Annotated in this window: 9 protein-coding genes; 5 read left to right on the forward strand and 4 right to left on the reverse strand. The window is 59.5% G+C overall.

Annotation, left to right across the window (positions count from 1 at the left end; all coding sequences use genetic code 11):
* Positions 1 to 4: 4 nt before the first annotated feature.
* Positions 5 to 412: a methylmalonyl-CoA epimerase gene (mce, locus tag BUE15_RS10085; protein WP_073284042.1), complete on the reverse strand. Its 408-nt coding sequence runs from the start codon at positions 410 to 412 to the stop codon at positions 5 to 7.
* Positions 413 to 565: 153 nt separating this feature from the next.
* On the opposite strand from mce, the gene BUE15_RS10090 reads away from it, so the two are divergent.
* From BUE15_RS10090 to BUE15_RS10105, 4 genes are all read left to right on the forward strand, one after another.
* The gene (locus tag BUE15_RS10090) at positions 566 to 1,780 is read left to right on the forward strand and encodes an IscS subfamily cysteine desulfurase (RefSeq protein ID WP_073284047.1); all 1,215 of its coding nucleotides are present in this window, start codon (positions 566 to 568) and stop codon (positions 1,778 to 1,780) included.
* A gap of 96 nt (positions 1,781 to 1,876) precedes the next feature.
* Positions 1,877 to 2,293 (forward strand): Fe-S cluster assembly scaffold IscU, encoded by a 417-nt coding sequence (gene iscU / locus BUE15_RS10095; RefSeq protein WP_044017126.1) that lies wholly within the window; start codon positions 1,877 to 1,879, stop codon positions 2,291 to 2,293.
* Positions 2,294 to 2,442: 149 nt separating this feature from the next.
* Complete coding sequence (locus BUE15_RS10100) at positions 2,443 to 2,853, forward strand: hypothetical protein (RefSeq protein ID WP_073284051.1); 411 nt, start codon at positions 2,443 to 2,445, stop codon at positions 2,851 to 2,853.
* Between the two features lie 195 nt (positions 2,854 to 3,048).
* On the forward strand, positions 3,049 to 3,375 hold the full coding sequence (locus BUE15_RS10105; protein WP_073284054.1) for a HesB/IscA family protein: 327 nt from the start codon (positions 3,049 to 3,051) through the stop codon (positions 3,373 to 3,375).
* 101 nt (positions 3,376 to 3,476) lie between these two features.
* Here BUE15_RS10105 and BUE15_RS10110 read toward each other — a convergent pair whose 3' ends face one another.
* Entirely contained in the window at positions 3,477 to 4,667 is a 1,191-nt protein-coding gene (locus BUE15_RS10110) for a T9SS type A sorting domain-containing protein (protein WP_073284057.1), read from the reverse strand.
* Between the two features lie 561 nt (positions 4,668 to 5,228).
* Here BUE15_RS10110 and BUE15_RS10115 point away from each other — a divergent pair.
* Complete coding sequence (locus BUE15_RS10115; RefSeq protein ID WP_073284060.1) at positions 5,229 to 5,927, forward strand: hypothetical protein; 699 nt, start codon at positions 5,229 to 5,231, stop codon at positions 5,925 to 5,927.
* Positions 5,928 to 6,028: 101 nt separating this feature from the next.
* On the opposite strand, the gene BUE15_RS10120 is transcribed toward BUE15_RS10115, so the two are convergent.
* Positions 6,029 to 10,462 (reverse strand): T9SS type A sorting domain-containing protein, encoded by a 4,434-nt coding sequence (locus BUE15_RS10120; protein ID WP_170865231.1) that lies wholly within the window; start codon positions 10,460 to 10,462, stop codon positions 6,029 to 6,031.
* Positions 10,463 to 11,288: 826 nt separating this feature from the next.
* Positions 11,289 to 14,666, reverse strand: a complete 3,378-nt coding sequence (locus BUE15_RS10125) for a T9SS type A sorting domain-containing protein (protein WP_170865232.1) — start codon at positions 14,664 to 14,666, stop codon at positions 11,289 to 11,291.
* Positions 14,667 to 15,172: the final 506 nt, after the last annotated feature.

The following is a 15,172-nucleotide window of genomic DNA, read 5'->3' on the forward strand; positions in this document are numbered from 1 at the left end:
CCGCTTACTCTTTGATGGACTGGCACAGCTCCACCAGCACTCCGCCCGCCGATTTCGGATGCACGAAACATACGAGCTTGTTGTCGGCGCCGCGCTTGGGCTCCTCGTTCAGGAGCTGAAAGCCCTCGGCCCGCAGCCGCGCCATTTCGGCCCGGATGTCGTCTACCTCAAAAGCCACATGGTGAATTCCTTCCGGCTTTTTCTCCAGGTACCGCGTAATGGCGCTATCGGGCGAGGTGCCGGCCAGCAGCTCTATCTTGGAGCCGCCTACCTGAAAAAACACGGTATCCACGGCCTCAGAGGCCACATGCTCCTGCTTATAAGGCTCCTGCCCCAGCAGCTTTGTGTATAAGGCAGTGGCCGCCGTCAGGTCTTTAACGGCGAGGCCCAGGTGTTCGAGGTTGGTGAGCATGGGTTAGTCGAAAATGCGGCTTGGCCCCATAGCGGGGCTTCTTTGTATTTGTTCTACTTTTGCAAGTGCAAATGTGGGAAGAAACGAAAACCTGTTTACTGGTTTTTGTGTTCTACCTGCGAATGATTCTCCGCTGAAACCAGACTCCGAGCCATGCTCAAGCTACCTATTTACCTCGACAACAACGCTACTACGCCCCTCGACCCGCGTGTGTTGGAGGCAATGATGCCCTACCTGACCGAGGTATTCGGCAACGCAGCCTCGCGCAACCACCCGTTTGGTTGGGCGGCCGAAGAAGCTGTAGACTATGCCCGCGAGCAGATTGCCGGCCTTATCAACTGCGACCCTAAAGAAATCATCTTCACTTCCGGTGCCACCGAATCCGACAACCTGGGCATCAAAGGGGTGTTTGAGATGTACTCGCAGAAGGGCAACCACATCATCACGGCCACGACGGAGCACAAAGCCGTGCTCGACACCTGCAAGCACATCGAGAAGCTGGGTGGCCGCGTAACCTACCTGCCCGTTAACGCGGAAGGCCTCATCAGCCTGGAAGAGCTGGAAGCTGCCATGACCCCGGAAACCATCTTGGTGACCATCATGTACGGCAACAACGAAACCGGCACCATTCAGCCCATTCGCGAAATTGCTGCCATTGCCCACAAGCATGGCGCTCTGTTCATGACGGATGGCACCCAGGCCGTAGGCAAGATTCCGGTAGACGTACTAGCCGACGGCATCGACCTGATGGCCTTCACGGCTCACAAGATGTACGGCCCTAAAGGCGTAGGTGCTCTGTATGTGCGCCGCAAAAACCCACGTGTGAAAGTAACCGCCCAGATGGACGGCGGCGGACACGAGCGGGGCATGCGTTCCGGTACCCTGAACGTGCCCGGCATTGTGGGCCTCGGGAAAGCCTGCGAGCTGGCCAAACAGGACATGGCCGCTGACACGGCCCGCCTGAGCGCCATGCGCGACCGGCTGGAGAAAGAGCTGCTGACTCTGGAAGAAAGCTACGTAAACGGCTCGGTGGAGCACCGCCTGCCCCACGTGGCCAATATCAGCTTCAAGTACGTGGAAGGCGAAGGCCTGATGATGGGCGTGAAAGACCTGGCCGTATCGTCCGGCTCGGCTTGTACGTCCGCCTCTCTGGAGCCTTCGTACGTACTTAAGGCCCTGGGCCTGAGCGACGACCTCGCCCACAGCTCCCTGCGCTTCGGCCTGAGCCGCTTCACCACCGACGAGCAGATCGACTACGCCATCAACCACGTGAAGGAGGCCGTAACGAAGCTGCGTGAAATGTCGCCGCTGTGGGAGATGTTCAAGGAAGGCATCGACCTCAACTCGATTGAGTGGGCGGAGCATTAATCGGTTAGAGCTCAGAAGGGAGAACCAAGAAGTTAGTTTGGCTGCTCGTTCTGAGTTCTGAGTTCTAAAATCTGACATCTAAATTTCAATAAAGCCATGGCTTACTCCGATAAGGTAATCGACCATTACAGCAACCCCCGCAACGTGGGCACGCTGGACAAAAGCAAAAAAAACGTAGGTACCGGCCTGGTAGGCGCGCCTGAGTGCGGCGACGTAATGCGTCTGCAGATTGAGGTAGACGAAACCACCAACACCATCACCGACGCCAAATTCAAAACCTTCGGCTGCGGCTCGGCTATTGCCTCCTCGTCGTTGGCGACGGAGTGGCTGAAGGGCAAGACCGTGGACGAGGCCCTGGCCATCGACAACATGGAAATTGTGGAAGAGCTGGCGCTGCCGCCCGTGAAAATCCACTGCTCGGTGCTGGCTGAAGACGCCATCAAATCGGCCATCAACGACTACCGCGTGAAAAACGGAATGCCGGAGCTGGAAATGGCGAAGTCGCACCACTAGCCAGGACTGAATGAGCGAGTGAGCGAATGAGTGCTGTCCGTGGCACTTTATTCGCTCACTCGTTTATTGTGTAAAAGGATGAGCAGGAGTCGTACAGCATACAACACCTATTTGCTCATCTACTCATTCAACCATTCACCCATTGCCCCATGGACGTTACGCCCTCCGACGTACACGTAGAAAGTGCCCGGATTCAGCGACAGATAGAAGACTATCTGGGGCTGGGCCCGGGCAATTTGCTGTTTGAGTTCCGGCAGCTGGATGGCCAGACCCGCCTGGACCTCATTACAGTGAATCCGCGCCACCAGCAGAGCTTCCTGTTTCGCTACGAAATGGGCCACGACAAGCTGGACGCCTTGCGCAAGATGCAGGCCTACGTGCAGCGCTACCGCGACGAGGAAAGCTCCTACACCATTCAGTGGCGTGCCCGCGGCGACAAAGAGCTGCAAACGTCCTACTTCCGGGCGCACAACGTGTACGAGGCGCTCGACAAGCTGTACTATGGCCGCGACCTGAGCACCATTACGGTATTCAGCGTGGTGCTGAACCCCAGTTCCTGACGCCGGCCGGTAGCCAGAAGCACCGAAACGGAAGTGCAGACTGCGCTTCCGTTTTTTCTGCGGGGTGAAATTTTGCTGGCAGCTTTTTAGATTCTTTCTGAACAAGCAGCGTACCTTTGGTGTTCTGCTTTTTGACAACCTGCTACGGTGGCCTCTCTGGCCGCAGCAGCGGGGTTAGCCTAGCCTCTCCTTCCCATGATTACTGTTTCTGATAAAGCCAAAGAGAAAGTAGAAAAGCTCATGCGCGACGCAGAGCTGGATGCCACGTACCGCCTGCGCGCTTCGGTAGCGGGTGGTGGCTGCTCGGGCCTTAGCTACAAGCTCGACTTCGACAACGAGGTGAAGCCCATGGACCAGGAATTCGAGGACAAGGGTGTGCGCGTGGTAGTGGATATGAAAAGCTTCCTCTACCTGGCCGGCACCGAGCTGGACTTCTCCGACGGTCTGAACGGCAAAGGCTTCTACTTCGATAACCCTAACGCCTCCCGTACCTGCGGTTGCGGCGAGAGTTTCTCGGTATAACCATTGCACTGCCTATACGGGGCTCCTGCCTCGTAGCAATTAAAAGAAAAGGCCGCTACCCGGTTGGATAGCGGCCTTTTCTTTGCTTGAAAGCACTCAGGCTACATCTCGCGCAGGAAGCGCTGAACCTGACGCCCGCTGGCAGTCTGTAGTTCCAGGAAGTAGGCCCCGGCCTGAAGCGCCCGCACGTCAATCGTGCTGCCGCCGCTCGACTCGCCCGACTGCAGCGCCTGGCCCAGGGCGTTCAGAATGCGGTAGCGCACGGCACCCAGTTCAGGAGCCAGCACCACGCTGCCGGTGGTCGGGTTCGGGTAGAATGCAGCGGCCTTGCTGCCTGATTTCACAGCCACCACCGGGGAGAAGGTTTCGGTGCCGTCGGTATCGGTCTGGCGCAGGCGGTAGTAGCTCACGCCGGCCAGAGGACGGGCGTCAAGCCACTCGTAGCTACGTGCCTGCGTGGTGGTGCCGTGGCCGGCAATGCGGGCAATGGTTTCAAACTTATCAGAGCTGGCACCACGCTGCACCTCGAAGCCGGCATTGTCCTTCTCAGAGGCCGTAGACCAGCGTACCTGTGTGCCTTTGGCAGTAGCGTCAGCCGTAAAGCTTTTCAGCTCTACAGGCAGCGGCGAGTTGCTGCCTATCGTTATGTCATCAATAGCCCACAATTCGTTTGGGCCACTATTCGCTACAATGTATACTCGTACCTGGGAAGTGCCACCCGGAAGATTGATACGAACATTGCTGAACCCGTCACCGGTATAGTCCCGGCCATTGCCAGCATTGCCGGGCTGAATGATGGCAGGATTATTATCTCCATCGTAGCCTACTGTGGTTGCTGTTTCACTGCTAAAATTCCAGGTGCTGTTGTTGCGCCCGTTAATTCTCGCGGTATAATAATACGTAGGCGAGTTATTGACGCTCACATACACTTGAACCTGATCCACGTCGTCCAGGCCGTTGCCTCTTCCGTTGAGTGAGAATGCTCCTACCCGCAACTGTATGTAATTGCCAGTGAAGTTTGTGAAGTAGCGCGGACGCAGCAGCACCGATTCCGTTGCGTCCGTTACTGCCCATGAACTGCCGGGAGAGGTATACACGTTGGCACTGGCAGGCTGGTCACTGGCTGACGTAGGAGTGCTACGCAGGGTAGGCTCACCATCATAGCCCAACTCACCGGTTGTGGTGTTGTTATTGGATCCATTGAACCCCTGCACGGCGGTGGTAGACTGAGCCTGCGAAGCAAGGGTACCGGCACTCAGTGTAGCTGCGAGAAGCAGGGTGCGAGAAAACACACTGAGTCGGGAAAAGGGTGCGTAAATACGTTGCATGATGGTAGGAGGTTGGCTAATTTTTTATAAATAAAGTCAAATAATTCGTATATCCGATTACTGCTACTATTCCTATTTCTACATGCAATAGCATTCTGCTACTCAGCAAGCCCCTCAGCCGCAGCCGCCGTACAGTTGAGCTCCTTAACCTCAGCGACATAGCACACCCCATGCAGCCCGCTCGTGGCGGCAGCACCTTGGAAACATACCAACCGGTTGCCTCCTCCCCGCCCGGTGCCCCGCGCCCTGCGCCCCACCCGGAAGTCCGGTGCGCACCGGTGGAAACGCAACACGCACGGGTGGAAACGCAACACACACAGGTGGAAGTGACGCGCGCATGGGTGGAAACGTAGCGCGCATGGGTGGAAATGGCGCGCGCACGGGTGGAAATGGAATCCGCACGGGTGGAAATGGAATCCGCACGGGTGGAAATGGAATCCGCACGCAGGAAAATGCGCGGGGTATGGCGGCGCTTCGATTAAGTGAGTACCTTATCCGCGTGTTATTTTCACTTTACCTTATTCCATGAAAAACGATTTGATTGAGGCGCGCCTGCGGCGCGACACCACCCTGCTCGCCTTCCTGACCGAGCAGAAAGCGCAGTACGCCGACGTGGAGGACGATGTAGCGCCCCTGCGCACCCAGCTACAGCAGACCCTGGAGCAGGCCCAAACCTTCGCCGATGAGGTGCTGGCCGCCGACTCCGACGCCAACACCACCCACAAGCGCGGCAGCCGCAGCCAGCTCACGGCCCTGCTCAAGCGCCTGGCCGTGGCCGTGCGCGCCGAAGCCACCGCCACCAACGACACCCGCCTGCTGGCCCTGGCCGGCCGGCCCGGCCAGCTGGCCAAGCTCACCGAAACCTCGTTTCAGGAGGAAGCGCGCCGCCTGCTGAGCCTGGCCCCCGAGCGGAGCGCGGGCCTGAGCAAGCGCCGCTTCCTGCCCGAGCACTACCAGCAGGCCCAGAAGCTGCTCCAGGAGTTTCGGGCCACGGCCACCGAAGGCCGCATCAACGACACGGCCGGGGCCGCCGGCCGCAGCGGCCTCGAACGCCTCATCAAGGAAACCAGCCGCCTGGGGGCGCGCATCGCGGCGCTGCTGGCCGTGTACCAGGCCGATGAGCCCGAGTTCTGGGCGGCCTTCCAGGGGGCGGCCCGCGTGGTGCGGCGCGGCGGCCAGCCGGGCACCGGCACTGCTACCCCGCCCCCCGGCCCGGCCCAGTAGCGCCTTCGGCCTTGGCTGAGCGGCACACAAAAAAAGCCTCTTCCACTGAGTGGAAGAGGCTTTTTTGCTAGGGCTGAGGCGGGCCGGCGTGGGCCGGGGGCTTAGTCCAGCTTGGTGAACTTGCGAACAGTGCGGCCGGCAGCGGAGGTTACTTCCAGCTGGTAGAGGCCGGCCGGCAGCTTCGCTACATCGAGGGTGGCGGTGCCGGTGGGGGCCTGCCCTTCCAGCACTACGCTACCCACCGTGCTGATGACGCGGTAGGTAGCGGCCGTAGCGGGCGCTACCAGCGTCAGGGAGGCGCGGGTGGGGTTCGGGTACAGGGCCAGCTCCTTGCCGGGCGCTACCGTCACGACGGGCGAGAACGTGGCTTTGCCGTTGGTATCGAGCTGGCGCAGGCGGTAGTACGCAAGGCCGGCCAGCGGCTGACGGTCCACGATGCGGTAGTCGTGGCGGCGGGTGGTGGTGCCGTGCCCTTCTACGCTCTCCAGGGTGCTAAAGGCCTTGCCATCGGCGGAGCGCTGCACTTCAAAGCGGGCGTTGTCTTTCTCCGAAGCCGTGGCCCAGGCCACGTTCACTACTTCGCGCTGCCGCTCCGCCGTGAAGCTGATGAGCGTGACGGGCAGCGGGTTGGTGCCGGGCGTCTGGTTGCCGAGCGTGAAGATGTTCTGCAGGTTGAAGTCAGCGGCAAACGCGTCGGAGATGATGGCTCCCGTGGGGTTGCCGGTACCGCCGCTGCTCTGGCCCCGGTCTTCGTACGGCGCCCCGTTCACGGAGCGCAGCACCCGCAGGAACGAAGGGTCATTCACCCCGTCGTCGGTGCCGTAGGTGAGCGTGACCTGAGCCGCCGTGACGGCCGCCGTGCCCGAGAGGCGACTGAGCGTATAGTAGCGCACGGCCGAGCGGCGCGTGATGTTGGCCGGCAGCCCGAAGTCCGGCGACACGCCATTGATAACCTCCATCTGGTAAATGGCTGTGCCGGTCTGGCTCACGTTGAGCGTGAAGGGCCGGACAATGCCATCTTTGCCGATGGGGAACGTGCGGTTGGTGTTGCCGTCATACTCCCAGGCCAGCGGGCCATCCACGAAGCTCGTGGCCGTGATGGTAGGCGTGGCCGGCACAATGGCAGCAGAAGAGCGCAGCGTCAGCAGGTTGGCGGTAGTCGTGAGCAGGCGGCCCTGGGTCAGGAGCAGCGCACTCTCCACCGTGGTCATGCCCAGCACGGCTACGGCCTCGGAAGCCGAGGGCAGGTTCACTTCTACATCGTAGTAGTTGCCGGCGCGTAGCGCAAACTGCTCATCAACGAAGCGCGGGCGGCCTACTACGGCACCCCAGCCGCTGCCCACCCGGATACCGTCAACCACCAGGTTCTGGTTGTTGGAGTTCTGGCGCAGCACGATTGAGGTGATAATTTCCTCCGTAGTGGAAGTGCTGTTGAAAGTGATGGGGAAATCGGCCACTTGCGGCACGGTGGGTTCCACGACAGGCGTGTTCTGGTCGAGCACGTAGAGGCGCAGCACGTCGTCGCTGGTGCCCGGGTTGCGGGTGTAGCGAATCACGACGGTGTAGGTCTGGCCGTAGGCGTACGCCAGCGGGCCGCTGCCATCGGCCGCGTAATTGATCCGGTTAGCATCGCCACCCGTGCTACCGGCGAAGCTCACCCCGATGTTGTAGCCGGGGCCGCTGGCGTTGGCGCGGAAGTGAACACGGCCCCGATATGCTCCGTCGGCGGCGCCCGAAAGGCTGACGTAGTAGTCGTTATCGTTGCCGATACCGTTGGCGCCCACGTTCACGAGGAATGAGGCGTAGAGCGTACCGGCCGTGAGCGAGGGCGAGAACGTGCGGCGCACATCCTGGCCGTCGGCGTCGAGCTTGGCGGCCGTGCCCAGGCTGGGCGTACCGTACTGGCTGGCGCTCAGGGTCAGGTTATCGGTCTGGATGGCGTTGGTGGTGGTGTTGTTCAGAGCCGTCCAGTTGCCGGTGCCGGTGAGCGTGGTGCCCAGCGGGTAGTCGAAGGCCTCTTCCATGTACAGCTCGCCGGGGCCGGTGGTAGCTACCGGAGCGCTGGTGGTAGCGTCGTTGTTGGCGGTGAGGTTGGTGAGGTAGTTGGTGTTGCCGCCAGTACCGTTGTACTCATACAGGCGGAAGTAGTACGTCACGCCGGGCGTCAGGCCGGTCACCGTCACGCCGGGGGTATTGGCCGGGCTGCGCAGCACCACGTAGTTCTGGCTCCCGATTTCGCTGCCGGCCCCAAAGGCGGGGCTGGCCGTGTAGGCAATACCATCAATCGGGTCGGCGGTGATGGGCGTTGCCTGCCGCACGACCAGCAGGCGGCCGCTGCCGTCGCCGGACGTCACGTTCACGCGGATGGACGTGCTGGTGACAGCTCCAAAGGTGATAACTCCCACCGAGGTGGGCTCGGCGGCCAGAGAAGCCGGAGCCGCTACCGTGCCCGACAAGGCTACCGAAGCCGAGAAGCCACCGCTGACGTTGGTGACGCTGCCCGCGCTGTAGCTGCCGGCCGCAATTGTGTTGCGCAGGCGCACATAGATAGTCTGGTTGACGTTGCCGCTGCTGCGGGCCACCGTCAGCGACGAGGTGTAGGTGCCGGCGGCGGCCGTGGCTACCTCGTAGCCGTTGGGGGCCGTTACCACCACATCGGCCAGGAGGCCGGAGCCGGTGAGCAGGTAGCTCTGGGCAGCCGAGTTCTGGCCCACGGTAGCCGTGAAGCCGGCCAGGGCGTTCGGGGCGGCCTGCAGGCCGGGAGCCGGATTGACGGTTCCGCTGAGGGCTATCTGCACCGGAGCCGCTACGCTGGCCGAGTTGTTGTCGAGGTTGCCGGTGAAGGTACCCTGGTTTACGCCGGTCAGGCGCACGTAGATGGTGGTAGTGGCCACGTTGCCGCTGGCGTTGGTAGGCAGCGTAAACGAGTTGGTGTATGGACCGCCGGCCACGGTAGCGGCTTCAAAGCCAGCCGGCGTCGATACAACGATGCCGGCATTGCCGAGGCCGTCGCCGCGCACGGTGTAGGTCTGGGTGGCCGAGGGCGTGCCCTGCGTGGTGGTAAAACCCGACAGGCTGGCCGTGGAAGCCGTGATGGTCGGCGTGGCTACCACCGTGAAGGCGGGGCCGGTAGCCGTGTTGGTGCCATCCGTCACGCTCACCGTTTGGGCCCCGGCCGGGGTGACAGGGTCTACGGTGGCCGTGAGCTGGGTGGCGCTAACTACCGTGAAGGCGCTGGCCGGCGTGGCACCGAACAGCACACCCGTAACACCGGTAAGGTTACCGCCATTGATGGTCACAACCGTGCCGATAGGCCCGCTGGTTGGCGTGATGCTGCTGATGAAAGGAGTGGTTGAGCCAAAGTCCGAAAGACTCACATCATCGATATTAATCCGAGTGCTAGCCCCAACCGTTGGATTCGTGCTTGCAATGCGAATAAGTACCGTACCAGGTACGTTGAGAGTGTAAGCGTAACGCACCAGCGTGTTCAGTCCCAAAGTAGTAGGAGTGCCAGCTACGCTAGTGAAGTTGTTGCCTCCATCTGTAGAATAGGAAATGGCAAAGCTGTTATCAGTACTGCCATCAGAGCCATAACGTGCTGCGTATAGGCTCAGCTCACCAATACCGTTGTTTTTAGTATACTCAATATACCCACCACCACGGACTCGTACGCTCTGGCTGCCCCGAGGATTGTCGCTGGATGTAGTGCCAGTTAGTGCCTGGAAGAAGGTCCAATTGCCTGAAGGGAAAGTAATAGGTGCTGCGGGTACTACGTAGCCTGTGCCAGGAGTAGAGCCCGTTTCAAATGGCTCGAATACTCCAACGAAAGGAACAGTAACCGTTCCCTGCACCGTGCGGGAGGCCGTATTGGAGCCGCTCACAAAGTCGATGGTGCCGTTGAAGGTGCCAGCCGTTGCGCCGCTCAGGCGCACAAACACGTTGCCGCCCGTAGCGGGCAGCGTCAGGGTGTTGGTTGCGCCCGTGAAGTTGCCGGAAGTCGCCGACAGTTCATAGCCAGCCGGAGCCGTTACCTCAATCGGAGCCGACAGGGCGGTACCTGTCACGGTAAAGCTCTGCTGGCCGGAAGGGGTACCTTGTGTAGTAGAAAAGACCAGGGTACCGGTGCCTCCTACATCAATGCCGGGCGTAGGGGCCGCCGTTACGGTGCCGCTTACCGTGACGATTGGGCCGGTAGTAACGCCGCCGCCCGCGTGGGTGATGGTTTCGTTGTTGTAGTTGCCTTGGGCGAGGCCGGCTTTCAGCCGCACGTACACGGGCGTAGCAGCCAGCGTCGTACCGGAGTAGGAAATGGTAGCGGTAGCGCCGAAGGTGCTGTTGTTGCTGGATACTTCGTAGTTAGCTGAGCCCGATACCGTGATACTGCCATCAGCCGTAAGGTTGCTGCCGCTCAGGTCGTAGGACTGCGAAGTCGAAGGGCCGCTGCCCGCCACGTAGGTAAAGCCGGTGCGGGTAGTTGGTGTGGCGGTGAGGGTTGGAGTGGCAGAACCTGTGCTTGAAATGATAATTTCATCCAATCCAATGCGGGTACGGCCTCCACTACCGCTTACTTCATAATAGATCCATCTTACCTGAACATTGGCAGAATTCTCCGCTGCAACAGGCAATATGACACCACTAAAAGATTGACTTGTTGCACCAGCGACAGTCGTGAAGCTAGTTGAGGGGACTGTAGTGAAATTGCCTGTATTACCTACTCTGTACTGTAACTGTAATCCGTTAACACGACTAATTGTACCAATAACTCTAGCAGTCCATGATATACTAATATTCGTTTGACCTGTTGTGTTAAGACCTACTGTAATATCGCCAGCATTAAAGCTTCCTGAATAGAGTAAACTAATACCAGAAGCAATTTCATTTCTGATGTTACCTGATGTAACAGAGGCAGAGCTATTAGAAAGGCTTGCATCTCCAACCGGTGCAGTGACTGTAGAACTAGTTGCTAAACCACTAAGTGTATGCCCTTGCATGGAGGCAGGATAAGTGGTAACCGTTCCTGTTGCGAATCCAGAGAACTGGTAGCTGCCTGAACTTAGGTCGAAAGGAGTGGGATTAGTCTGCCCCCACCCTACTATCGGGCTGAGGAGCAGCAGGAAAGCAAACAGCACCCGCAGCAGGGGGCCGGAGCGTAAGACAGGGGGCGGCGTAAAGGTGTGCAGCATACGAAACGGTACGAGGGTGAAAGGATGTGCAGAGGGGTGGTTCGTTCGCAAAGGTACAAGTTGTTCGGAGTCAAGTCCAACAAACTACACATTATGGAATGATTACGCCAGTAAACGGGCACAAAAAAAAGCTCCCGGCCAGGGCCGGGAGCTTTTCAGGGTAGCGTCTGAAGAACGGTTAGTTCTTCACCACTTTGCGGGTCACTTTCTGGTTGCCGGAGCCGACGGTCACCATGTAGGTGCCGGCTTGCAGGGCGCTCAGGTCCAGCTCACCCGTTACGGGCAGCGTTTCTTCGCGCACCAGGCGGCCGGTCAGGTCCAGAATCTGCACGCGCAGGTCGGCGGCAGTGTTGGCCTGGGGCAGCAGGATGGTCAGCTTGCCCGACGTTGGGTTCGGGTAGAAGCTGGCCTCGGTCAGGCCGGCGTTCTTCACAATCACCGCCGGCGAGTACACAAACTTGCCGTCCGTGTCGATTTGCTTGAGGCGGTAGTAGCTCAGGCCGGGCAGCGGCTTGGCATCCACGTCGGTGTAGGTAGTGCGGGCGCTGGTAGTGCCACGGCCTTCCTTATACGACACCTTCGTGAACTGCTTGCCGTCCTGGCTGCGCTCTACTTCGAAGCCACGGTTGTTTTTCTCCGAAGCCGTTACCCACTCCAGGTTCACCTGGCCGTTGCGCAGCTGCGCCGTGAAGCTTACCAGCTCTACCGGCAGCGGCAGCTGCACCGTGATGGGCAGGTTCGGGGTTTTGAAGTTCTCAGCGCCCAGTACCTGGTCGTTGTTGTACTCAAAGCCGAAGAAGAAGTAGTTCACGCCGGGGGTCAGGCCCGTGATGATGGCCGTAGTAGCCGAGCTGGCAAATACCACATAGTTGCCGTTGATGCGGGAGCCATTGCCATACACGTTGTTGCCGGGGTCGTAGGGCGTAGCGTCCTGCGGGAAGAAGCCGGGGGTCAGCGTGTTGTTGGTGCTGGCAATAATCAGGCGGTTCTCACCGAAGCCAGCGCCTTCTGGGTTGCCGGGGAACGGCGAGCCATCTTCCTGCGTGAAGATGATGGTTACGCTACGGCCATCAGCCGAGCGAGTCACCGTAGCCGAGGACTGGCGCGTGGGCTCTACGTCGATGGCATTGCCACGCAGACGAGCATTCGGTACCCGCGTGAACTCTACGTTCGAGAACAGGTCGGGCGTACGGAACAGCAGGTCGGCGGTAGCCTGGCCTACGCGGGTCGGAGCGTAGCGCACATACAGCGGCACGCGGGCCAGGCTGTCGTTCTCGTCAGGCGCGTAGGTCAGGGTCGTGCCAGGGAACTGGTCGTCCGGACGGATATCACGGAAGTCAGCAAACTTCGAAATCTGGAACTGCGGCGTGCGGGCCGGGTTCAGCGGCGAAGCCGTAGTACCGGGCTCCGGGTCGCGGGGTACCCGAATCGTAACGGGGCTTGCGAGGCGGGCGCCGCGCAGTATCAGGGTCTGCGTAGCCGACTTCTCGAATTTCACCAGGTTCACCACGTTGGCGAATGAGCCAAGCACATCCAGTTCCGGCTCGCTCGAGCCGTTCACGGTCACGAACTGGGTCCGGGCCGGGGCGCTGCTGTTCGAAATTACCTGGCCGCGGTTGGTCTGCGGTCCGGGCGGGAAGTAGCGCACATAGATGGTGGTCAGGTCTACGTCACCGTTCAGCGTGGGGTCCGAAGAACCCTGAATGCGGGGCAGTACCAGCGAGTTGCCGGTAGTAGTACCGAGCGAGTTGAATCCGCCGGGAGCATTCGGGTCAGCCGAAAGAGCAATCTGGAAGAACTGCGGAGCCGTGATGGTCAGGTCCTGCAGCAGGTTATCTGCCGATACGTTGTACGACTTCACCGAAGAAGGAACACCGGGTGAGGTGCTGAACTCCGTCAGGATGGGGTTGGTCAGCGAGATATCCGAAATGGCACCGCTTGGGTTGTTTGCGTTTACTGCCACGTTTACTGTGGTAGCCCCCGTGCTGGTCAGGGCAATGTTGCCGATAAACGCACCGGAAGCCACCGCTGGCACGAGGCGTACCTCAATAATCTGGTTGGTGATGTTGCCCGATGGGTTGGGGTTGATAACAAGCGGGCTGCTGGAGAAGCTACCCGCTACACCCGTGATGTTGCGAATCTCAATGTTGGCGTTCGAAGGCGTCAGCGTCAGGGGGCCGCTCAGGTTGGTAGCGCTTACCGTGAAGGTCTGCGTCTGGGCCGAACCGCTGTTCGTTACGGTCTGGAAGTCCAGGTTCGTCGTCGAAGAGTTGATGGTCGGCGTAACCGGGGCTGCCGTACCCGAGCCGCTTACGGCTACTGTAGCTTGTGAGCCAGCGTTGCCGGTAGCTACTACATTGCCGGTGATAGTACCCGTCGTGCCGGGCACGAAGCGGACATCAACCTGCTGGTTGAGGCTGCCACCGCTTGTAGTCAGCGTAATGGGGTTAGGCGAGAAAGGTGCTGCACCCACCCGGATTTCGAAGCCGTTCGGAGCCGTTACCGTTACGTTGCCGGTCAGGTCCTGGCCCGTGAGCTGGAACGACTGTAGTGCCGAACTGGTACCTACCGTCTGGGCACCGAAGGCCAGCGTGTTCGGATTAGCCGTGAGGAGGGGCTGTGGGGCCAGCGCGTTGCCGGTAATGGCAATGTTGCGCGTGCTAGCACCCGTGCTGCTTACCGTCAGCGTACCGCCGGTTGGGTCGGGATATGGGCCGGGCGAAGTAGCCAGCGTAGGAGCGAAAATCACATCTACCAGCTCCGATACGTTACCGTTGACGTTTGGCGTCAGCTGGATAGACTGAGTATAGGCATTGGTAGTGCCTGCAACGCGTACCAGGAAGCCGGCCGGAGCCGTCACGGTAGCGGCAGAGGTCAGGTTGCTACCGGTTACGGTCAGCTCCTGGGGAGCCGAGCGCTGGTTGGTAGGCGTGTCGGGGAAGATCTGGCTATCAATCGTAGCCGTCAGCGTAGGCGTCAGCGAGTTCACCCGCACGTCGTCCAGGCGGAAGTCCTTGGTTGTATTGCCGGTACCGTTCGGGCTACCAGTAGCCTGAGTGGTACGCACGAAACGCACCGCCAGCGAGTTGACGTTGGGCAGTGCCGCGTCTACCGAATACAGGTTCCAGGCGAAGTTGGTACCAGCAGCCGTGTTGTTCGTGTTGCGCGAGTAACCTACCGTGGTAGAGGTAGCAAAACCATCGGTTGAGTACTGCACCAGGAAGTCGCCGGTAGTCGGCGCTAGCCCCTGCTGCGTGTACAGACCGAATGTCAGCTGCACCCGGCTCAAAGAAGCCGTGTTGATGCCCGCAATCCGGAAATCAATTGGCAGTGGCAGGCCTCCAGTGACAGGGCCACCGAAGAATACGGAGTTACTGCCGCTAGCGCCGGTATACCCAGTAGACTGTGCACCCACAGCGGTAGCCATAAGGGCATTACCAGAATACGTGAGCCCACCCGTTTCCGAGCCGGCTGCATCAAAGCTGAAGCCGCCACGGCTGGTGTAAGACACAACCGATTCACGGGTAGTAGGAGCATTCACTCCAGGGTCACGCATATCCTCCGAGAAAGTCTGGGCAAAGGTGTTCAATGAAACACCCAACATTAGGAGTAGCACAGCCCAGAAGCGGCTGGCAGGCCTGTTTTGCGACTCCTCAATCTGCTGATCCTGAGGTCGGAGGGCCCGGCGCATGGTACGCAGGTAAGGGTTGTTCATATTCGTATGAGTAGTTAAGAGTTACGAAAGAAAAAGTGTGACAAGTGAAGAGGAAAGCTGAAGCTTTACATGGGAAACTGAAGGCTGATACGCAGAAAAAAGCGGGAAGATTATTACATTCTCCTGTTATTCTTTAACTTTTCAAACAAGACCCTGAGTATCAGGGGACATCGAAAGCGCGACTTTTCACATTTCATGCCAATATTCCGTCCGCCCCGCAGTTTTTTCCGCCTTTTTCATACCAAACCAACAAAACATTCAAGCAATTATATTCAAGTTTTTATATATCATACTTGAGTGTGCAAATTTGGGAGGTTTTTTTGGATAATCAGCTATTGACCGGCCAA

It is taken from the genome of Hymenobacter psychrotolerans DSM 18569, from assembly GCF_900142395.1.
In the GTDB taxonomy this organism is placed as follows: Bacteria; Bacteroidota; Bacteroidia; order Cytophagales; family Hymenobacteraceae; genus Hymenobacter; species Hymenobacter psychrotolerans.

Coding starts and splice junctions, on each gene's coding strand:
- mce (WP_073284042.1), bottom strand. CDS start 412: ATGCTCACCAACCTCGAACACCTGGGCCTCGCCGTTAAAGACCTGACG.
- iscU (WP_044017126.1), top strand. CDS start 1,877: ATGGCTTACTCCGATAAGGTAATCGACCATTACAGCAACCCCCGCAAC.
- BUE15_RS10125 (WP_170865232.1), bottom strand. CDS start 14,666: ATGCGTGACCCTGGAGTGAATGCTCCTACTACCCGTGAATCGGTTGTG.
- BUE15_RS10090 (WP_073284047.1), top strand. CDS start 566: ATGCTCAAGCTACCTATTTACCTCGACAACAACGCTACTACGCCCCTC.
- BUE15_RS10105 (WP_073284054.1), top strand. CDS start 3,049: ATGATTACTGTTTCTGATAAAGCCAAAGAGAAAGTAGAAAAGCTCATG.
- BUE15_RS10115 (WP_073284060.1), top strand. CDS start 5,229: ATGAAAAACGATTTGATTGAGGCGCGCCTGCGGCGCGACACCACCCTG.
- BUE15_RS10100 (WP_073284051.1), top strand. CDS start 2,443: ATGGACGTTACGCCCTCCGACGTACACGTAGAAAGTGCCCGGATTCAG.